Source organism: Actinosynnema sp. NPDC050436 (genome assembly GCF_040655415.1).
Taxonomy (GTDB): Bacteria; Actinomycetota; Actinomycetes; order Mycobacteriales; family Pseudonocardiaceae; genus Actinosynnema.
In genome coordinates this window covers 286382-305798 of sequence record NZ_JBFAJV010000001.1, presented here as the reverse complement: position 1 = coordinate 305798, position 19417 = coordinate 286382, and the positions used below count along the sequence as shown (strand labels likewise).

The following is a 19417-nucleotide window of genomic DNA, read 5'->3' as shown; positions in this document are numbered from 1 at the left end:
CCCGGTGTCCGGCGGCGTCACGCCCGCCGGGCACCGGCTCCGGATTCGAGGATCGACTTGAGGTTGTGCAGTTCGAGGTCGTGGAAGCCCGCCACCGACGCCCACACGTCGTCGGGGGTCGGCGCGAGCGGGAACGAGTCGTAGTTCGGGTGCCGGGCGGTGGACCAGAAGACCACCGACCCCGGCTTCGCCAGCAGCTCGCCCGCCGGGCGGACGAGCAGCGACGAGGTGATCCACAGGTAGTCGGCCGCCCCGGCGCGGAGGTCCACCGCCAGCGCCGGTTCGTGCGCGACGAGTTGGAGGAAGACCTCCGAGCCGGGGGTGAGCAGGTCGGTCGCGCGCCACAGGTCGGGCCCGGCCGCGCGGGCCAGGCCGCGCAGGCTGTAGGTCCACTCGGCGAGGTGCTCCGGCTCGCGCAGGTAAGCGAAGACCTCGTGCGGCAGCGCGGAGATCACCACCTGCCGCGTGCAGAACAGGTCGTCCTCCCGCCGGCGGAGCCGGGCCGCGCGCGCCCGCTCCAGCGCGGCGGCCGGCGGGTGCCGCTCGGCCAGGATCAGCCCGTCGGGCCCGTGCCGGTCCGGTGTCATCCGGGGTCCTCCCGTCGTCTCGTCGGCCGTCCGGTCGGCGGCCGGTCACGCGGTGTAGGCGGACCTCGCGCGCTCGCCGAGCCGCCGGACGAGGTCGGGCACCGGCACCGGCAGCCGCCGGTCGGTCTGGTCCCGGCCCCACGAGTGCGGGTCGCGGACCCAGCACTCGTCCAACCGCACCGCGTACAGCCGGTGCGTGCCGCCCTCGGCGAACCGGGCGGGGTCGATGAGCACCTGGGCGCGGACGGCCGGGTCGGGGAAGTCCTTGAGGAAGAACTCGTGGTGCCGCGCGGCGAGCTCGTCCGGCGGAACGACCGCGCAGCGGCCCCGCGCCTGGAACCCGTCCACGTCCCCCGGTGCCGGGCCGACGCGGTACGCGGTGACCGCGACGACCGGGTGGGCCGCCACGTGCCCGCTGTGCCGGGCGGCCGGCGAGGAGCAGAACAGCAGCCGGCCGTCGTCGGCCACCACGTGGTTGACCGCCGCGACCCACGGGTCCCCGGCGGGATCGCCGGAAGCGGTGCCCAGCACCAGGAAGCGCGACGACAGCAGCAGGTCCGCCGCCCGCTCCACCACGTCCGCTACGTCGTCGCCCACGGCTGGTCCCCTCCTGCGCGGGCCGGTGCCCCGGACCCGGGTTCGAACTTCGCGGCGGTCGCCAGGAAGTGGTCGTTCTCCGCGCGGGAGCCGACGGTGACGCGGACCCCCTCGCCGTCGTAGCACCGGACGACGATCCCGTCGCGGCGGCAGTGCCGGGTGAACGCGGCGCTGCCCGGTCCGAGCGGGAGCCACACGAAGTTCGCCTCGCTGCGCGCCGGGCGGTACCCGAGCAGTACCAGGCCGGCGCGGACGCGATCCCGTTCGGCGATGGTCCGGCGGCACCGCTCGGCGACCTCGCCGTGCGCGTCCAGCGCGGCGACGGCGGCGGCCTCGGCGACCGCGTTCACCGCGTAGGGCGGTCCCGCGCGCCGGACCGCCGAGGCGACGTGCGCGGGCAGCACGGCGTAGCCGACGCGCAGCCCGGCGAGGCCGTACGCCTTGGAGAACGTGCGCAGGACGGCGACGTTCGGGAACGCCCCGGCCAGCCGCACGCCGTCCGGCAGGCGCGGGTTGGCGGAGAAGTCGCGGTAGGTCTCGTCCAGCAGCACCAGGACGTCGGACGGCACGCGGCCCAGGAAGTCGACCAGGTCCGCCTCCTCGACCGCCGTCGAGGTCGGGTTGTTCGGGTTGCAGAGCAGGACGACCCGGGTCCGGTCGCCGACCGCCCCCGCCAGCGCCGCGAGGTCGAGCACCCCGCCGGGGCCCAGGTCCACCGGCCTGCCGGTCGCGTCCGCCGCGTCCACCAGGTCCGGGTAGAGGTCGAACGACCGCCAGGCGAAGGCCACCTCGTCACCGGGGCGGCACACCACCCGCAGCGCCCGGCCCAGCACGTCGACCGAGCCGCACCCCACGACGAGGTGCTCCGGCGGCACGCCCAGCCGCTCGGCCAGCCGCTCCACCAGGGCGTCGGCGTGGGGGGAGGGGTAGCGGTTCGCGGTGCGGGCCGCCGCGCCGATCGCCTCCAGGACGCCCGGCGGGGGACCGTCCGGGACCTCGTTGTTGGCCAGCACGATGCTGCCCGGGGGCAGGACGGGCGCGCGGTAGCCCGCAGGCCCGCGCGGCGGCCGGCCGACCTGCGGCGGTCCTGCCCCGGTGCGGCGTTGCATGACGTGGTCCCTCCTGCCGGTGAAGTGGTGCCGACGACTAGTGGTGCGCATCCCGTGCGCCGTTGCGAGCGGCCAGTTCGCCCAGACCCCACCTCGGGACGTCCAGGGCGTCCGGCAGGCCGAACAGGTCCAGGGCCCGCGCGACGGTGTGGTCGACGACGTCGCCCAAGGTCGTGGGGCGCGTGTAGAAGGCCGGCACGGGCGGGAGCACCACGCCGCCGGACTCGGTCACCGCCGCCATCGCCCGGATGTGGCCCAGCGTCAGCGGCGTCTCCCGGAACAGCAGGACCAGCCGGCGGCGCTCCTTCAGGGTCACGTCCGCCGCGCGGCTGAGGAGGGTGTCGCTCATCCCGTACGCGATCGCCGACAGCGTCCGCACCGAGCACGGCGCCACCACCATCCCGATCGTCGGGAAGGAACCGCTGGCAATGGCCGCCGTGAAATCGTTCGGCCGATAACTGAAATCCGCGCGACCGTGCAGCGCCGACCGGTCCAGGTCCGTTTCCGTCGCGCGGGTCAGTTCGCCCGCGCTGCTCACCACGAGGTGCGTCTCCACCCCGGCCGCGCGGCACGCGTCGAGCACCCGCACCGCGTAGGCGGTGCCGGTCGCCCCGCTCACGCCCACGACGAGTCGTCTGCGTTCGTCCATGCTCAGATCAGGTCCCCACGGAGTAGAGTCGCCACCACCTGCGTGCGGGTGGTCAGGTTCAGCGCGCTGAGGATGTTCGAGACGTGCGTCTTGACGGTTTTCTCGCTCAGCGACAACGCCGCCGCTATCTCGGAGTTCGACACGCCCTTCGCCAGCAGGGCGAGGACGTCCCGTTGGCGCGGGGTCAACCGCTGCGCGCCGATCCGCCAGGCCGGCGGCGAGCGCAGCACCTCCTGGAACCGCGGTGCCAGCTCGGCCGGGACGAGGACGTCCCCCCGGAGCGCGGCGGCGGTCGCCAGCAGGATCTCCTCCCGGCTCGCCGCCCTGGTCAGCAGGGTGCGCGCGCCGTGGGCGAGGAGTTGCGGCACCGAGGCGGCATCGTCGGCGACCAGGATCGAACCCACGTTCCCCGGTCCTTTCCCGCGCAATTCGACAATGGTCTGGAGAATGGTTCGGACATTGTCGCGTGAATCGAACACGACGACATCCGCACCGAGTCGGGAAGCCAATCCGACCACTGGCCGGAAGGCCACCTCGGCGGTGACGTGGACAAATCCGCCACCGCTCGCCGCGTGCAGCCTGCGACCCAGTGGCAGATCTTTCGAACCGGCGACGAGGAACACCGCCGGTCGAATGGGGACGGTCCTGCGGCGATCCCGGCGCGGTACCCGCCCCGCTGCGGGACCGGCCATTCCGTCTTTCACCTTGTCGTACGCTATAGAAATCCGACCGCCGCGTCCAGGTCACTTGTCTTCAGACCTGCTGAGTGAACCGGCAAGCAGGGCTGAAACCAACGCGGAATTGCTCTGAAAAGCGCTACCGGAGGCCGAGGCGGGTCGCCCGCGCCGCCGGCAGCATTCTTCCGGCGGCCGTGTCGCGGCGAACGGCGAACGGCGCCGCTCCGGCTCGTGAAGGGTCGAGGAGGAGGACCACGATGACGAACCCGTCGGACACCCGGGCGATCGAACTGGACGGCCACCGCCTGTCCGTCGCCGACGTCGTGACCACGGCCAGGGCGCGCGGCAGGCAGGACCTGCGGCTCGCCGACGACGCCGTGCTGGCGATGGAGGACTCGCTGCGCCTGCGGCACAAGCTCCTGGAGGAGGGCACGCCGGTCTACGGCGTGACCACGGGGTTCGGCGACAGCGCCGACCGGCACATCTCCGCCGAGAAGGCCGCCCGCCTCCAGCACAACCTGGTGCGCTACCACCTCAACGGCGTCGGCCCGGTCGCCGACGGGGACGTGGTGCGGGCGACCATGCTCATCCGCGCCAACTCGCTGGCCCGGGGCGCGTCGGCGGTGCGCCCCGAGGTGGTCGAACTCCTGCTGCGCTGCGTGGAGCACGACATCGTCCCCCAGGTCCCCGAGCTGGGGTCGCTGGGCGCGAGCGGCGACCTGGTGCCGCTGTCCTACGTGGCCGCCGCGCTGCTCGGCGAGGTCGAGGTGCGCCACCGGGGCGAGCTGCGCCCCTCGGCCGAGGCGCTGGCCGCCGAGGGGCTCACCCCGCTCGCGCTGGAGCCCAAGGAGGGGCTCGCGCTCATCAACGGCACCTCCTTCACCGCCGCGTTCGCCGCGCTCGCCCACTCCGACGCGGCGGAGCTGGCCTTCGTCGCCGACCTGTGCACCGCGCTGACGTGCGAGGCGCTGCGCGGCAACGCCTCGCACTTCCACCCGTTCGTCCACGACGCCAAGCCCCACCGGGGGCAGCGGACCAGCGCCGCACTGGTCCGGGCGCTGCTCGACGGGTCGCGGCTCACCTCGTCCTACGAGGAGATCGTGGACCGGTCGCAGTCCCTGGGCGGGCGCGGATTCGTCCGGCAGGCCGAGAAGGTCCAGGACAAGTACTCGGTGCGCTGCGCGCCGCACGTGAACGGCGTCCTGCGCGACACCCTGGACTGGGTCGGACCGTGGCTGACCACCGAGATCAACTCCAGCACCGACAACCCGCTGTTCTCCAGCGAGGACGAGCTGGTGCACCACGGCGGCAACTTCTACGCCGGGCACGTCGGGCAGGCGATGGACAGCCTCAAGGTCGCCGTCGCCAACGTCGCCGACCTGCTGGACCGCCAGCTCGCCCTGGTCGTGGACGAGAAGTTCAACCGGGGCCTGCCCGCCAACCTCGCCGCCACGCCCGAGGACGACCGCGAAGCCGGCCTGGAGCACGGGTTCAAGGGGATGCAGATCGCCGCGTCGGCGGTGACCGCCGAGATCCTCAAGACCAGCGCGCCCGCCTCGGTCTTCTCCCGCTCCACCGAGGCCCACAACCAGGACAAGGTGAGCATGGGCACGATCGCCGCGCGCGACGCGCGCACGATCGTGGAGCTGACGCGCAAGGTCTGCGCCATCCACCTGGTGGCGCTGGCCCAGGCCGTCGACCTGCGCGGCGCCGACCTGGCGGGACCGGCGGCCAGGCGGGCGCACGCCGCCATCCGCGAGGTCTCGCCGTTCGTCGGCGCGGACCGCCGGCTCGACCACGACATCGCGGCGGTCGAGCAGCTCATCACCTCCGGCCGGCTGCGCGCCGCCGTGGCGGTCGAGGCGCCGGTGCAGCCGTGACCGGAGCGCACACCGGGGCGACCACGCGCCCGCTGACCGGCGACGAGTACCTGGAGAGCCTGCGCGACGGCCGCGAGGTCTGGTTCGACGGGGAGCGCGTCGCCGACGTCACCGCGCACCCCGCGTTCCGCAACCCCGCCCGCATGGTGGCCCGGCTCTACGACGCGCTGCACGACCCGGACCTGGCCCCCGTCCTCACCGCGGAGACCGACACCGGCAGCGGGGGCCGCACCCACTCGTTCTTCCGCGTCCCCCGCAGCGCCGAGGACCTGGTGCGGGACCGGGCGGCGATCGGGGCGTGGGCGCGGCTGAGCTACGGCTGGATGGGGCGCAGCCCCGACTACAAGGCCAGCTTCCTCGGCACCCTCGGCGCCAACGCCGACTTCTACGACCCCTACCAGGACAACGCCCGCCGCTGGTACCGGGAGTCGCAGGAGAAGGTCCTGTACTGGAACCACGCGATCATCCACCCGCCGACCGACCGCTCCCGCCGCCCCGACGAGGTGGGCGAGACCTTCGTCCACGTCGAGCGGGAGACCGGCGCGGGCATCGTGGTCAGCGGCGCGAAGGTGGTCGCCACGGGCTCCGCGCTCACCCACTACAACTTCGTCGCCCACCACGGGCTGGCGATCCAGCGCCCCGAGTACGCGGCGGTGTTCACCGTCCCGGTCGACGCGCCGGGCGTGAAACTCGTCTGCCGCCCGTCCTACACCGCCGCCTCCGCGACCTCCGCCCCGTTCGACTACCCGCTGTCCTCCCGGATGGACGAGAACGACACCATCTTCATCCTGGACCGCGTCCTCGTCCCGTGGGAGAACGTGTTCGTCCACGGCGACGTCGACAAGTGCAACGCGTTCTTCCCCCGCTCCGGTTTCGTGCCCCGGTTCACCTTCCAGGGCTGCGTCCGCCTGACGGTCAAGCTGGAGTTCATCGCCGGCCTGCTGGCCAAGGCGCTCAGGATCACCGGCACCGCCGACTTCCGGGGCGTGCAGACCCGCCTCGGCGAGGTCCTGGCGTGGCGCAACCTGTTCGCCGGCCTCAGCGCGGGGATGGCGCGCGACCCCGTGCCGTGGAACGACGGCTCGGTGCTGCCCAACCCCGAGTACGGCATGGCCTACCGGTGGTTCATGACCGTCGGCTACCCGCGCGTCCGCGAGATCGTCCAGCAGGACGTCGGCAGCGGCCTGATCTACGTCAACTCCAGCGTCCGCGACTTCCGGGAGCCCTCGCTCCGGCCGTACCTCGACAAGTACCTGCGCGGCAGCGACGGGCACACCGCGCAGGACCGCGTGAAGGTCATGAAGCTGCTGTGGGACTCGGTCGGCACCGAGTTCGCCGGGCGCCACGAGCTCTACGAGCGCAACTACGCCGGCAACCACGAGAGCGTCCGCCTCGACATCGTCAAGGCGATGACGGCGGGCGGGGCCCTGACCGGTTTCGACGAGCTGGTCGACCGGTGCCTGTCCGAGTACGACCTCGACGGCTGGACCGTCCCGGACCTGTTCTGACCCGGCCCCGGACCGCCCGGCGAACCCGATCGCCGGACCGCACACCGAAACCACGCGCCACGGAGGGTGCAGATGACTCAAGGACGGATCGCCGGGTTCCTGGACGAGCTGATCTCCCGCACGCGGGCGCTCCTGGTGGAGCACGACATCGGCTACGACGACTACGAGCGCATCAAGGGCGGCATCGTCGCGGTCGGGAAGGCGGGGGAGTGGGACCTCCTCCTCGACATCCTGTTCGAATCGACCGTCGAGGTGCACAACGCCAACCGCGCGGCGAGCCCCGGCGCGGTCCAGGGCCCGTTCTACGTCCCGGAGTCACCGCTGCTGCCCGCCCGCTGCTCGCTGCCGCGCGCCGGGGGCGGGGACGCGGAGACCCTGCGGCTGACCGGCGGCGTGCGGTCGGCGGACGGGACGCCGCTGGCCGGCGCGGTGCTCGACGTGTGGCAGTCCGACGAGTTCGGCCTCTACTCCCACTTCGCGCCCGGCATCCCGGACTTCGCCCTGCGCGGCCGGGTCGTCACCGACGACGAGGGCCGCTTCGACATCGGGACGATCGTGCCCGGCGCGTACCAGGTGCCGGTCGACGGCCCGTCCGGGCGGCTGTTCGCGCTGCTCGGCCTGCACGCCTGGCGGCCCGCCCACGTGCACTTCATCATCACCGCGCCCGGCCACGAGCCGCTGACCACCCAGCTCTACTTCGCCGGCGACCCGTGGCTGGAGACCGACGTCGCCAACGGCGTCAAGGACGAGCTGGTGCTGCGGCCGGCGGTGGTCGGCGACAAGGCGGTGGCGGCCGACTACGACTTCGTGCTCGCGCCGGGGTCGAGCCGGCCGTGACCGTCACCGACCACCGGGCGCTGCGCGAGTCGTTCGGGCACTTCGCCACGGGGGTGGCCGTGGCCACCTACCGCAGCGGCACCGGGGTCCGGGGCATCACGGTGAACTCGTTCACCTCGGTGTCGCTGGAACCGCCGCTGGTGATGGTCTCGCTGGCGCGCGACAGCCGGGCGAACCGGTCGATGGCCGGTTCGCCCTTCTCGGTCAACGTGCTGGCGGCGGGGCAGGGCGGGGTCGCCGACCACTTCGCGGGGCGGCCCTCGGCCCTCGACCCCGCCTGGCGGGACGGCGGCGGCGGGCTGTGGCTGGACGGCTGCCTGGCCCACATCGACTGCGTGCCCTGGGCCCGCTACGACGGCGGGGACCACGTCCTGCACGTGGGCCGGGTGACCTCGTCCCGGGCGTTCCCGGGCGACCCGCTCATCTTCTGGCGCGGCCGGCTGACCGGGCCGCCGACCACCCGGGAAGGGGACCTGCGGTGATCAACGACCTCCGCGACCACCTCGACGCCCTCCAGGCCGCCGGCGACCTGGTGGTGGTGTCCGCGCCGGTCTCGCCCGAGCTGGAGGCGGCGGCGGTCGTGCGGTACTGCTGCGAGCACCGCGCCCCGGCCCCGTTGCTGGCCAACCCGGTCTGCGACCTGGAGGGTGCCCGCCTGCTCGGCGGACCCGCCGCGTTGAGCAGCCGGCCGGACGCGCCGCTGGCCCGGGTCGCCCTGTCACTGGGCCTGGACCCGGGCACGGGCGGGCGCGAGATCGTGGAGGCGCTGGCGGCGGTGCGGTCGCGGGCACCCGTCGCGCCCGTCGTCGTGCCCACCGGGCCGTGCAAGGAGAACGTCGTCGCGGCCGAGGACGTCGACCTGGACCGGTGGCCGATCCCGCTGATCCACCCCGGCGACGGCGGCCCGTACGTGAACACGTGGGGCACGATCGTGGCGCGCACGCCGGACGGCGCGTGGACCAACTGGTCGATCTCCCGGGTGCAGAAGCTCGGCCGCACGACCATGACCGGCCTGTTCGTCCCGGGGCAGCACCTCACCCGGATCTGGCGGATGTGGGCCGAGCGCGGCGAGCCCATGCCGTTCGCGCTGTTCCAGGGCGGCCCGCCGGCCGCGCCGTTCGTGTCGGGGATGCCGCTGGGCGACTACGTGGACGAGGTCGCCTACCTGGGCGCGCTGCACGGCGAACCGGTCGAGCTGGTGCGGTGCGAGACGGTGGACCTGGAGGTGCCCGCGTCGGCGGAGATCGTGTTCGAGGGCCACGTGTCGGTCGACCGGCGCGTCGAGGAGGGGCCGTTCGGGGAGTTCCCCGGCTACGCCTCGTCGGGCACGGGCACCCAACCGGTGTACACGCTCACCGCGATCACCCACCGCGACGACCCCGTGCTCCCGTTCGTCGCCGAGGGCAAACCGGTGGACGAGTACCACACCGTCGCCGGGGTGTGCTTCTCCGCCGAGGCGCTGGGCCTGCTCCGGGACGCGGGCCTGCCGGTCGGCTCGGTGTGGATCCCCTTCGAGACCGCGAACCACTGGATGGTCGTGACGGTCGACCGGGATCGGCGGTCGGCGTTCCCGGACCGCGCGGCGCTGTGCCGGCGCGTCGGCGAGGTCGTGTGGCGGACCAAGTTCGGGTTCACCGTGCCGAAGATCTACCTCCTGGACGACGACGTCGACCCGACCGACGTGGACGAGCTGCTGTGGGCGGTCGGCACCCGTCAGCACCCGGTCCGGGCGATCACCGACGACGGCCCGGTCCTGCGCCTGCTGGCGTGCTACACGCCGGAGGAACGCGCCGCCGGCCACGCCGACCGGGCCGTCTACGACTGCCTCCTCCCCGACCCGCGCCCGACGGTCCTGTCGTTCGAGGACCTGTACCCACCCACCGTCCGCGCCCGCGCGACCGCCGTGCTCGACGGCCTGCTGCCCCGACCGGCCGGTGACCGTCCGGGGTGAGGGTTGGAGGGGGTTCCGGGTCCGGGCGGAGCGGCGACCGCGGCCGGGGCCGGCCCTGCCGCCGGCGCCGGCCGGGCGCTCGGACGTCGGCGCGGATGCGGACCGAGTGGAGGGCGACCGCGACTCGCGCGCGGTGGAGTTGGCGGTTCACGCCCCGGCGCGGGCGGGAGGGTGTCACCAGCCACACCCCCTCCGTTCCACCCCGCACGGGCTAGTAGGGTCGTGCAGTCGGTCGGCCGGGTGGCGACGCCGCCGGCACCTCCCCGATCCCATCCGCAGGCCCCGCGACGCCCCGGCGCGTCCAGAACACGACAGGTTCCGCGTTGACGTCTTCGCAGTCCTCGGCCGCCGGGCTCCGGCGACGCCTCCCCTGGTTGTCGCCGAAGGTGCTGCGCACCGAGGTGCTCGCCGGGCTGGTGGTCGCGCTCGCGCTGATCCCCGAGGCGATCTCGTTCTCCGTCATCGCGGGCGTGGAGCCGAGCGTCGGCCTGTTCGCCTCGTTCACCATGGCGGTGGTCATCTCCGTCGTGGGCGGGCGGCCCGCGATGATCTCGGCGGCGACGGGTGCGATCGCGCTGGTGGTCGCCCCGCTGGCCCGGGAGCACGGGTTCGGCTACCTCGTGGCGACGGTGATCCTCGGTGGGCTGGTCCAAGTGGTGCTCGGTGCACTGGGCGTGGCCCGGCTGATGAGGTTCGTCCCGCGCAGCGTGATGGTCGGCTTCGTCAACGCCCTGGCGATCCTGATCTTCCTCGCCCAGGTGCCCGAGCTGCTCGACGTGCCGTGGCCGGTCTACCCGCTGTTCGCCGGCGGGCTGCTGCTGGTGGTGCTGTTCCCCCGGGTCACCAGGGCCGTGCCGGCCCCGCTGGTGTCGATCGTGGTGCTGACCGCGCTGACGGTCGGCGCGGGGATCGCGGTGCCCACCGTCGGCGACAAGGGCGCGCTGCCGACGTCGTTGCCGGTGCCGGGCCTGCCCGACGTGCCGTTCACGCTCGGCACGCTGGCCCTGATCGCCCCTTACGCCCTCGCGTTCGCGCTGGTCGGCCTGATGGAGTCGTTGATGACCGCCAAGCTGGTGGACGACATCACCGACACCGGCTCCGACAAGACCCGCGAGTCCATCGGCCAGGGCGTCGCGAACGTCGTCACCGGCCTGTTCGGCGGCATGGGCGGCTGCGCGATGATCGGCCAGACGATGATCAACGTCAGGACGTCGGGCGCGCGGACCCGGCTGTCGACGTTCCTGGCCGGGGTCTTCCTGATGGTGCTGTGCGTGGTGTTCGGGCCGCTGGTGTCCGACATCCCGATGGCGGCGCTGGTCGCGGTGATGGTGCTCGTCGCGGTCGGGACCTTCGACTGGCACTCGGTCGCCCCCGCGACCCTGAAGAAGATGCCGCCGGGCGAGATCGGCGTCATGGTCGTCACCGTCGCCGTCGTCGTGGTGACCCACAACCTGGCGATCGGCGTGGTGCTCGGCACCCTCACCGCCGTGGTGGTCTTCGCCCGGCGGGTCGCGCACCTGGTCGAGGTCACCGCCGAGGTCGACGGCGGGCAGGTGGTCTACCGGGTGACGGGCGAGCTGTTCTTCGCCTCCACCAACGACCTGGTCCACCGGTTCGACTACGCCGCCGCCCCGGACCGGGTGGTGGTGGACCTGACCGGCGCGCACATCTGGGACGCGTCCTCGGTGGCCGCGCTCGACGCGATCACCGCGAAGTACGAACGCAGGGGCACGGCGGTGGAAATCGTCGGCCTCAACGCCCCGAGCGCGGCGATCCACCGACGCCTCTCCGGTGACCGCGCCGGGAGCCACTGACCACGTCAGCCGGTCAGCTGTAGAGGCGGTCGACGGCTTCCCGGACCAGGCGCCGGGCCGTGGGGCCGGGGCAGGTGCCGATGAGGACGTGGTAGGCCAACCCCTCCGCCAACGCCACCAGGGACAGCGCGGTGTCGGCCGCGTCGAGGTCGTGCGGCAGGGCCGAGGCGGCCTGGTCCCGGCGGACGAGGTCGGCGAGGTGGTGGTGGTGCAGGCGCTCGTACTCGCCGCGCATCCGGTCGGCGATGGCTTCGCGGTGCAGCGCCAGCGCCGCGAACGCCTGGCGGACCCGGAGGTGGTTCGCCGACTGCGCGTCGTGGGGGATCAGCTCGGTGAGCACGACCGTGAGCGCCTGCCGGGGCGGCGCGGTCTCCGCCTCCTCGCCCAGCTCGGCCCTGATCCGGGCCGCGCTCCGCGCGTTCGCGTGGTCGAACGCGGCTTCGAGCAGGGCCTCCTTGGTGGGGAAGTAGTGCTGGACCCGGCCCTGCGAGATCCCGGCCCGCGCCGCGACGGAGCTGAGCGAGACGGCGGCCAGGCCCGAGTCGGCCACGACCTCCAGCACGGCCGACGCGATGTCGTCACGCCGCTGCTCGTGGTGCGCGCCCAGTCCGCGCAGTCTCGCCATCGTCGGGTGGCCTCCACTCCACGCGCGCCCGCTCCGCACGGATGGTCGCGGCGATCCTAGCGCGGTGAGCACGACCCGTCGGCCCGACGACCCGTCGGCCAGGCGGGCCTACCCCACCGCAGCGGCGTCCCGGGTGCGGGGCAGGGCCAGGGCCAGGACGGCGACGGCCGCCATGACCACCGCCACCACCGCGAACGCCGTCCCGAAGCCGTGCGTGAGGGCCACGAGCCGCTCCCGCGACCCGTGGGCGTCCGGACCGGGCGGGGCGGCCACGGCGACCAGGGCGGCCAGGCCGAGCGCGCCGCCGACCTGCTTGGCGGTGTTCGCCAGGCCGGACGCCGCGCCCGCGTCGCCGGCCGGCACCCCCGAGGTGACCGCCGTGGTGAGCGGGGTGTTCAGCAGGCCGGTGCCCACCGACACCACCACGGCCGGGCCGAGCACCGCCGACAGGTAGGTGCCGTCCACGTCGAGCAGGCTCTGCCACCAGAACCCGGCCGCCGCGACCAGCGCGCCGGCCGCGACCAGCGCGCGGGCGGAACAGCGGTCGAGCAGCCGGGGTGCGAGCCGCGCGCCGACCACGACGGTGACCAGCGTGTGCGGCAGGAACCCGACCCCGGTCGCCACGGCCGAGAAGTGCAGCACCTCCTGCACGTAGAGCGACAGGAAGTACCACATCGGCACCAGGCACGCCCCGGCCAGCAGCATCGCGGTGTTGCCCAGGGCGATCGCCCGCGAGCGGAACAGCCGCAACGGGATCAGCGGCGACCGCGACAGCCACAGCTCGTCGGCGGTGAACAGCGCCAGACCGGCTGCGGCGACCACCAGAGCGCCCCAGGTCCGGGGATCGCCCCAGCCGCGTTCCTCCACCCCGGACAGCGCGAACGCCAGCGCGGTAATCCCCAGCGTGGCCGACACCGCGCCCGGCACGTCCAGCCGACGTGCCGCCCCCGAGGTCCGCGCCGGCCGGGGGAGGTGGTCGGCGACGAGCCACCGGGCCGCGAGCACCAGCGCCGGCACCCCCAGCGGCACGGTGACCAGCAGCGTCGCGCGCCACGTCAGGTACTCGGTGAGCACGCCGCCCAGCAGGCTGCCGGCCGCACCGCCGGCGGACGCCAGCGCGGTCCAGATCGCCACCGCGCGCACCCGCGCGGCACCCTCCGGGTAGGTCGTGGTCAGGATGGTGAGGCCGGCCGGGGCGAGCAGCGCCGCGCCCAGCGCCTGCGCCGCCCGCGCGGCGACGAGGGTCCCCGGGGTGCCCGCCAGGCCGCCGGCCGCGCTCGCTGCGGTGAACAGCGCGAGGCCGGCGGTGAACACCCGCTTGCGCCCGTACAGGTCGGCCAGCCTCCCGCCCAGGAGCAGGAAGCCCGCGAACACCAGCGCGTACCCGTTCACCACCCAGTGCAGGCCCGTCCGGTCGAAGCCGAGGTCGGACCGGACGGCGGGCAGCGCGACGTTCACCACCGAGGCGTCCAGCACCACCATGAACTGGGCGGCGCACGCCAACGCGAGGACCGGCCCGCCGGTCGACGGCCCTGCGCGGCCCGGTGACCGGGAGGGCGTGGGGGAAGGGGCGTCCATGCACGGCGTCCGATCGCTCGTCGTCGGCGGTCGGCCCCACCGTACCGCAAATCAATGTGATCACATTGATTTGGTCGGGCGTCGAGGGCGGCTCGGCGGACGGCGAGTCGTGGCGGCGAGTCGTGGCGGCGAGTCGTGGCGGCGCGGTGGTGCGGCGCGGTCAGCGGACCTCGGCGGTGCCCCGGTCGAGGAGGTCGAGTTGTCGGAGCACCTCCTCGACCTTGGCCTCGTCGCCCTGCTCCCGGTAGAGCGCCAGCGCTTCCCGCCACGACGCGCGCGCCTGCTCCGCGTGGCCCAGGGCCAGGTGGGGGTGGCCGAGGTTGTCGAGGGTGGCGGCGGCCTGGCGGTTGTTGCCGTGGGTGCGGAACAGGGTCAGCGCCTGCTCGTAGTACTCGACGGCCCGGTCGTGGTGGCCGGTGTGCTGGTCGATCCAGCCGAGGCTGTGCAGGGTGGCCGCCTCGCCGTCCGGGTCGCGCTCCTCGCGGAACAGGTCCAGGGCGGCCCGGCAGTGGGTGCGGGCGGTGTCGTACTCGGCGGCCTGTGCCGCGTGCCAGCCCACCGTGGCCAGCGCGGTGGACTCCGACACCGGCGGCTCGACCCGGCGGTACAGCTCCAGGGCGAGCAGGGCGTGTTCGAGGGCGCGGTGGTCGTCGCCGCGTTGTTCCCAGGCGCGGGCGAGGGCGCGGGTGGTGTTGGCGCGGTGGAGGGTGTCGTCGTGGTGCTCGGCGAGGGCGAGTGCCTGGTGCAGGTGGGCGATGGCCTCGTCGTGCTGCCCCAGGTCGGCGTAGGCCCGGCCGACGAAGTGGTGGCCCCGGATGCTGATCGCGGGGTCGGGCAGGTGCGCGGCGGCCTCCAGGGCGGCCTGCCCGACGGCCAGTTCGTCCAGCAGGTGTCCGCGCCAGTGGTGGAACGTGTAGAGGGTCCGGGCGAGCTGCCACACCGACTGGTGCCGCCCGAGGCCGGCGGCGGTGTGCTGCGCGGCCAGCAGGTGCGGGTGGTGGGTGTCGAGCCACTCCAGCGCGGCCGGCAGGTCGGGCAGCGGGGTGGGGCGCGTGCCGGGCGCGGGCGGGTCGAGCGGGGGCGGCGCGTCGTGGGTGCTGAGGAAGCGGTCTGCGGCGTCGGCGGTGTGCAGGTGGAAGTCGACCACGCGTTCCAGCGCCGCGCGGCGGTCGGTGTCGGGCAGGGTGTCGGCGGTCGTGGCGGCGTAGGCGCGGACGAGGTCGTGCATGGCGTACCGGCCGCCGGGTCTGCGGTCCAGCAGCGAGTGGTCCTCCAGCACGCGCAGCACCTTGCGCGTCTGCGCTTCGGGCAGGCCGATCAGGGACGCGGCGGCGGGCAGGTCGACGTCGGGCCCTGGTGCGATGCCGATCAGGGCGAACGCGGTGCGCTGCTGCTCGCTGAGCCTGCGCAACGACCAGGACAGCACGGCGGGCAGGCTCGTGGCGAGGTCGTCGGTGTCGTCCAGGGCTTCCAGGCCGGACTCCCGCAGCTCGGCGACCACCTCGGCCGGCGGCAGGTGGTGCAGCCGCGCGGCGATCAGGCCCAGCGCCAGCGGGAACCCGCCGCACAGCGCGACCAGCTCGGCGATCGCGGGCTCGTCGGCGTGGGCGGTGCCCAGGGCGGTGGTGAGCAGGGCGCGGGCCTCGGTGTCGGCGAGCACGTCCAGCGGCAGCGGGCGGGCCCCGTGCCGGGCGACCAGCGCCGACAACCGGTTGCGGCTGGTCACCAGGGCGATGCAGGACGCGCCGCCGGGCAGCAGCGGCGCGACCTGCTCGGCGGTGGCCGCGTTGTCCAGCACCACCAGCATCCGCCGTTCGGCGACCAGGCTGCGGTAGAGCGCGGACTGCGTGTCGACGTCGTGCGGGACGCGGTCGGAGGCGACACCGAGCGCGTCGAGCAGGGCGCGCAGCGCGTCGGCGGGTGCGGTCGGGCGGTCGGTCGGGCTGAAGCCGTGCAGGTCCACGAACAACTGCCCGTCCGGGAACCGCTCCAGGTTGCGGTGCGCCCACGCCAGCGCCAGCCACGTCTTGCCGATCCCACCCGCCCCCGACAACGCCGAGATCACCACCGCCGCACCGGGCGTCGCGGCGTCCGCCGCAGCGGTCAGCGCGGCCAGCTCGCCGGCCCGGCCGGCGAACGACGCGGGAGGGGCGGGCAACTGGCGCGGCATCACGACCACCGGGGCCGCCACGTCCGGGGCCGGCGCGGTCAGGCCGGGGTCCGCGTTCAGGATCTGCCGGTGCAGGTCCTGGAGCCGGGGGCCGGGGTCGGTGCCCAGCTCGTCGATCAGCCGGGCGCGCACCTGGCGGTAGTGCTCCAGCGCGTCGGCCTGCCGGTCGCTGCGGTACAGGGCCAGGATGAGCTGCGCGGCGGCCCGCTCGTCCAGCGGGTGGCTGCGCGCCCGGCCGGTCAGCCGGGGCAGCAGCTCGGCGTGCCGGCCCCGGCGCAGCGCCAGTTCCGCGTGGTCCAGCTCGGCGGCCAGCCGCTCCAGGTCGAGGGTCGCCCGCAGGCCCTCGGCCCACGGCGTGTGCAGGTCGGCCACCGGCTCGCCGCGCCACAGCCCCAGCGCCCGCTCCAGCAGCGCCTCCGCCCGCGCGCCGTCCTCGGCGCGGGCCTCGTCCAGCAGGTGCCGGAACCGGTGCAGGTCCACGCCCTGGTCGTCCAGGGCGAGCCGGTACCCGCCGGACCGGCGTTCCAGCCGCACGTCCGGCAGCCCGGACAGCGCCGCGCGCAGGCCGGAGACGTAGGTGTGCAACGAGTTGCGGGCGCGGGCGGGTACCAGTCCACCCCACACGTGCTCCAGCAGCCGGTCGACGCCCACCACGTGGTTGGCCTCGACCGCCAGCGCCGCCAGCACCCCGCGCTGCTTGGCCGAGCCCAGTTTCGCGGGCGCACCACCGACCTCGGCGTCGATCTCGCCCAACAACCGCAGCCACACCATGACGAACCCACCTCCTGCGCCTGACGCCCCGCGCCGGGATACCAGACGACGACCGGTGGCGACAGGACGTCCGCGACGCGTTCCCACGAACAGCCCAGCAGCACCGGGTTGCACTTGCGGCGACTACCCGATCAGCTCTCGCGGCACTGCTCGCCGCCCTCCCGCACCCGCTCCCCGATCGCGGTGACGGCGGCGTCGAGCGCGTCGGCGTCGAAGCGGATCCCGGCCACCCGAACGGTTCCCCGACCCTGCACGGTGACCGGTGTCGCGGGCTCCAGCACCACGGTGACGGTCGTGCCGCTCATCCCCGGCACCGCCACGAAGTCGTCCGTGACGGTGACGAGTCCCCGGTACTCCGCACCGGTGTACCTGTCGTGGTTCTCGCGCCGCACGGCCCGGACCGAGCCCACGTCGACGGAGACGGACACCAAGTGCCCCAACCGGACGACCAGCCGGTCGTCGTCGACGTAGTGGGGCCGCGTGTGCACGCCGGCGTAGAACGCGAGCATCCAGACGGTGCTGTAGACGGCCAGCACGAGCAGCACCACCCGCAACCACGGCCACGGCACGAGCAGGTCGACCAGGACCAGCTCCACCGGCCCGAGGACCATCATCACGACCAGGAACGTCTTCTGGGCGGAGCCGCAGGGAATCGCGGTGGCCCCCGCCGGGACGTCCTTCCTGCCGCGCACCAACGAGGCGATCGCCCGCAGACCGTCCCGCTCCCGGCGCAGCAGCGCGACCACCGACCGGGGGAGCGCGGTCCCCGCCGTCCGCCCGAGCGCGCGGACCACTCCACTCAACCGGGAATCGGTCATCGGCGGCTCCGTCGCTGCGGGGGCGGACTGTCAGTTGCTTGATTTTTCAATTGTGACACAGGGTTCGACCCGATCAAGCCGAGCGATCCACACGTTCGGCGGGAGGTTGGTGCACCGTCGTTGCCTGAACGGGCACGGCTCGCGCGGGCACGTCCGCAGCACCGGGCGGCCCGGCTACCGTTGTGGCACAGCGGGTCCGAGCAGCGTCCTTTGTGGAGCGGTCAGGAGGGCGGTCGTGGTGCGCCATCGTCGGGCGGTCCTCCAGGTCCCGGAGACCTGCCACTGGAACCGGTACGTCTCGCTCGCCGGGCAGCACCTCGGGGCGCGGGGTGTCGAGGTGCTGCGGCCGGGGCTGTGCCTGGATGAGCCCGATCCGCCCGGACCCCCGGCGGACGCCCGGGTCGAGCCGCGACCGGACGTCGTGCACGTGCACTGGCCGGAGATGCTGGCCGCCCGGTACGGGGTCGACCGGGCCCTGGCGATCCTGCGCGACCTGGTCGCGCGGGGCGCGCACGTCGTGCAGACCGTCCACGACCTCCGGCCGCACGAGCCCGGTGCCGACCTGACGGCCTACCTGCGCGAGGTCGACGCGCTCACCGCCGGGGTGCACTTCTTCTCCGCCGAGCACGAGCGGCAGGCGCGGCTGCACCGGCCGGAGCTGCCGGCGCGGCGGGCGCTCCTGCCGCACCCGGCGTTCCCGGCCTCGGGCCGCCCGGCGCGGCGCGCGCCCGGTGGCGAGGTGGTGCTGGGGTGCCTGGGCAGGATCCGGCCCTACAAGCGGATCGCCGAGTTCGCGGCGGCGTTCGCGCGCACCGCGCCGGCGGGCTACCGGCTGGTGGTCGCCGGCGAACCGCACACGGTCGAGCTGGACCGCGAGCTGCGGCGGCTGGCCGCGTCGTGCCCGGCCATCACCTACCGGCCGGGGTTCCTGGACGACGAGAGCTTCACCGACCTGGTGCACGGCGTCGACTGGGTGGCCCTGCCCTACCGGCACGTCTACTCCAGCGGCGTGCTGGTGGCCGCCGTGCAGGCGGGCCGCCCCGTCCTGTGCCCGAGGCCGACCGACGCGCTCTCGTTCGGGCCGAACGTGGTCGAGGTCGAGCCGTGGGACGACGTCACCGCGATCGGGCACTGGCTGACCGTGGCGCACCGCGCACCCCACCCGCCGAAGCGCCCGCCGACGTGGAACGCCGCTGCCGCGCGCCTGATCTCGTTCTACGACGAGGTGATCCGCGCCGGCGGCCGGCCGCGCGAGGCGCTTCAGCAGACGGGCACCGCGCTGTCCACGGAGGTCAGGTACGGCCCGCCCGGAGGGTCGCCGTTGCGGAAGGAGTTGGCGGGGGAGTAGTACTGCCGGTTCCACGGTGGGCTGGCGATCAGGTACCACCAGCCGGGCTGCACGCTGGGCGGCGCGTCCGGGTCGTGGAACCGGCACACCACCTCGACCTGTTGGCCGGGGGTGAGCTTCTCGCCGGCCCCCTTGAACGCCCTCGGATCGCGGAACGTCCGCGCGGCGGACCTGCTCGCGTGCTCGGTGAAGGTCACGTTCGACGTGCAGGTCGCGCACGTGGGCAGCGGCATGTCGGGCGGCGGCGGGCGGGACGTCGACGTCGGCACCGGGTGCTGCGCCGCGTTCTGCGCTGCGGCGCCGGACAGCTTGTCGATGATCGTCAGGCCGTCGGCGGTGAAGCTGACCAGTCCGCCGAGGAAGGCCGCGACGGCCACCCCGAGCGCGACGCAGGCGATCTTGTTGGCGGGGCTCTGGCGCGCCCACCACCCCCGCCGCCTGCGCGGAGCGGTGGTGCTGCGGTGCTGCTTCCGGGCCCCCCGAGTGCGTCCCACGCAG

General features: G+C 74.2%; 17 protein-coding genes. 7 read left to right on the top strand and 10 right to left on the bottom strand.

The annotated features are described in order from the left end of the window. Nucleotides 1-17 precede the first annotated feature (17 nt). The 5 genes from AB0I60_RS01310 to AB0I60_RS01290 are packed head-to-tail and all read right to left on the bottom strand — an operon-like array spanning nucleotide 18 to nucleotide 3565. On the bottom strand, nucleotides 18-587 hold the full coding sequence (locus AB0I60_RS01310) for a hypothetical protein (protein ID WP_360724912.1): 570 nt from the start codon (nucleotides 585-587) through the stop codon (nucleotides 18-20). A gap of 45 nt (nucleotides 588-632) precedes the next feature. Then, nucleotides 633-1184 (bottom strand): pyridoxamine 5'-phosphate oxidase family protein, encoded by a 552-nt coding sequence (locus AB0I60_RS01305; RefSeq protein ID WP_360724910.1) that lies wholly within the window; start codon nucleotides 1182-1184, stop codon nucleotides 633-635. After that, nucleotides 1169-2293: a histidinol-phosphate transaminase gene (locus AB0I60_RS01300; protein WP_360724908.1), complete on the bottom strand. Its 1125-nt coding sequence runs from the start codon at nucleotides 2291-2293 to the stop codon at nucleotides 1169-1171. The genes AB0I60_RS01305 and AB0I60_RS01300 overlap by 16 nt, the downstream gene beginning before the upstream one ends. Before the next feature lie 37 nt (nucleotides 2294-2330). Next, entirely contained in the window at nucleotides 2331-2942 is a 612-nt protein-coding gene (locus AB0I60_RS01295) for a UbiX family flavin prenyltransferase (RefSeq protein ID WP_360724906.1), read from the bottom strand. 2 nt (nucleotides 2943-2944) lie between these two features. Beyond that, complete coding sequence (locus AB0I60_RS01290; RefSeq protein WP_360724904.1) at nucleotides 2945-3565, bottom strand: response regulator transcription factor; 621 nt, start codon at nucleotides 3563-3565, stop codon at nucleotides 2945-2947. 311 nt (nucleotides 3566-3876) lie between these two features. Here AB0I60_RS01290 and AB0I60_RS01285 point away from each other — a divergent pair, with 311 nt between their 5' ends. The 6 genes from AB0I60_RS01285 (at nucleotide 3877) to AB0I60_RS01260 (ending at nucleotide 11609) form a co-directional block, all read left to right on the top strand. Further along, complete coding sequence (locus AB0I60_RS01285; RefSeq protein ID WP_360724902.1) at nucleotides 3877-5499, top strand: aromatic amino acid ammonia-lyase; 1623 nt, start codon at nucleotides 3877-3879, stop codon at nucleotides 5497-5499. Continuing rightward, nucleotides 5496-7007 carry a 4-hydroxyphenylacetate 3-hydroxylase N-terminal domain-containing protein gene (locus AB0I60_RS01280; protein WP_360724900.1) on the top strand — a complete coding sequence of 504 codons (1512 nt, stop codon included), beginning with the start codon at nucleotides 5496-5498 and terminating at the stop codon, nucleotides 7005-7007. The genes AB0I60_RS01285 and AB0I60_RS01280 overlap by 4 nt, the downstream gene beginning before the upstream one ends. A 72-nt stretch (nucleotides 7008-7079) precedes the next feature. Then, complete coding sequence (locus AB0I60_RS01275; RefSeq protein WP_360724898.1) at nucleotides 7080-7844, top strand: catechol 1,2-dioxygenase; 765 nt, start codon at nucleotides 7080-7082, stop codon at nucleotides 7842-7844. Next, nucleotides 7841-8326, top strand: coding sequence for a flavin reductase family protein (locus AB0I60_RS01270; protein ID WP_360724896.1), 486 nt, complete (start codon nucleotides 7841-7843; stop codon nucleotides 8324-8326). Before AB0I60_RS01275 ends, AB0I60_RS01270 begins: the two co-directional genes overlap by 4 nt. Further along, a complete protein-coding gene (locus tag AB0I60_RS01265; protein ID WP_360724894.1) occupies nucleotides 8323-9795 on the top strand; it encodes a UbiD family decarboxylase in 1473 nt (490 codons plus the stop codon). The genes AB0I60_RS01270 and AB0I60_RS01265 overlap by 4 nt, the downstream gene beginning before the upstream one ends. A gap of 323 nt (nucleotides 9796-10118) precedes the next feature. Beyond that, a complete protein-coding gene (locus AB0I60_RS01260) occupies nucleotides 10119-11609 on the top strand; it encodes a SulP family inorganic anion transporter (protein WP_360724892.1) in 1491 nt (496 codons plus the stop codon). 13 nt (nucleotides 11610-11622) lie between these two features. Here the strand turns inward: AB0I60_RS01260 and AB0I60_RS01255 are convergent, their stop codons facing one another. The 4 genes from AB0I60_RS01255 to AB0I60_RS01240 form a co-directional block, all read right to left on the bottom strand. Further along, complete coding sequence (locus AB0I60_RS01255; protein WP_360724890.1) at nucleotides 11623-12234, bottom strand: TetR family transcriptional regulator C-terminal domain-containing protein; 612 nt, start codon at nucleotides 12232-12234, stop codon at nucleotides 11623-11625. 108 nt (nucleotides 12235-12342) lie between these two features. Then, entirely contained in the window at nucleotides 12343-13812 is a 1470-nt protein-coding gene (locus AB0I60_RS01250) for an MFS transporter (protein ID WP_360724888.1), read from the bottom strand. Nucleotides 13813-13972: 160 nt separating this feature from the next. Continuing rightward, complete coding sequence (locus tag AB0I60_RS01245) at nucleotides 13973-16753, bottom strand: BTAD domain-containing putative transcriptional regulator (RefSeq protein ID WP_360724886.1); 2781 nt, start codon at nucleotides 16751-16753, stop codon at nucleotides 13973-13975. Between the two features lie 131 nt (nucleotides 16754-16884). After that, nucleotides 16885-17571 (bottom strand): hypothetical protein, encoded by a 687-nt coding sequence (locus AB0I60_RS01240; protein WP_360724884.1) that lies wholly within the window; start codon nucleotides 17569-17571, stop codon nucleotides 16885-16887. 235 nt (nucleotides 17572-17806) lie between these two features. Between AB0I60_RS01240 and AB0I60_RS01235 the strand changes: the two genes are divergently transcribed. Continuing rightward, the gene (locus AB0I60_RS01235; protein ID WP_360724882.1) at nucleotides 17807-18919 is read left to right on the top strand and encodes a hypothetical protein; all 1113 of its coding nucleotides are present in this window, start codon (nucleotides 17807-17809) and stop codon (nucleotides 18917-18919) included. Here AB0I60_RS01235 and AB0I60_RS01230 read toward each other — a convergent pair. Beyond that, nucleotides 18832-19413, bottom strand: a complete 582-nt coding sequence (locus AB0I60_RS01230; RefSeq protein ID WP_360724880.1) for a hypothetical protein — start codon at nucleotides 19411-19413, stop codon at nucleotides 18832-18834. The genes AB0I60_RS01235 and AB0I60_RS01230 overlap by 88 nt on opposite strands. Nucleotides 19414-19417 lie beyond the last annotated feature (4 nt).

Bases quoted from the DNA above. Each gene is read 5' to 3' on its own strand.
- AB0I60_RS01310 (WP_360724912.1), bottom strand. From the start codon at position 587: ATGACACCGGACCGGCACGGGCCCGACGGGCTGATCCTGGCCGAGCGG.
- AB0I60_RS01300 (WP_360724908.1), bottom strand. From the start codon at position 2,293: ATGCAACGCCGCACCGGGGCAGGACCGCCGCAGGTCGGCCGGCCGCCG.
- AB0I60_RS01295 (WP_360724906.1), bottom strand. From the start codon at position 2,942: ATGGACGAACGCAGACGACTCGTCGTGGGCGTGAGCGGGGCGACCGGC.
- AB0I60_RS01285 (WP_360724902.1), top strand. From the start codon at position 3,877: ATGACGAACCCGTCGGACACCCGGGCGATCGAACTGGACGGCCACCGC.
- AB0I60_RS01275 (WP_360724898.1), top strand. From the start codon at position 7,080: ATGACTCAAGGACGGATCGCCGGGTTCCTGGACGAGCTGATCTCCCGC.
- AB0I60_RS01255 (WP_360724890.1), bottom strand. From the start codon at position 12,234: ATGGCGAGACTGCGCGGACTGGGCGCGCACCACGAGCAGCGGCGTGAC.
- AB0I60_RS01250 (WP_360724888.1), bottom strand. From the start codon at position 13,812: ATGGACGCCCCTTCCCCCACGCCCTCCCGGTCACCGGGCCGCGCAGGG.
- AB0I60_RS01245 (WP_360724886.1), bottom strand. From the start codon at position 16,753: ATGGTGTGGCTGCGGTTGTTGGGCGAGATCGACGCCGAGGTCGGTGGT.
- AB0I60_RS01240 (WP_360724884.1), bottom strand. From the start codon at position 17,571: ATGACCGATTCCCGGTTGAGTGGAGTGGTCCGCGCGCTCGGGCGGACG.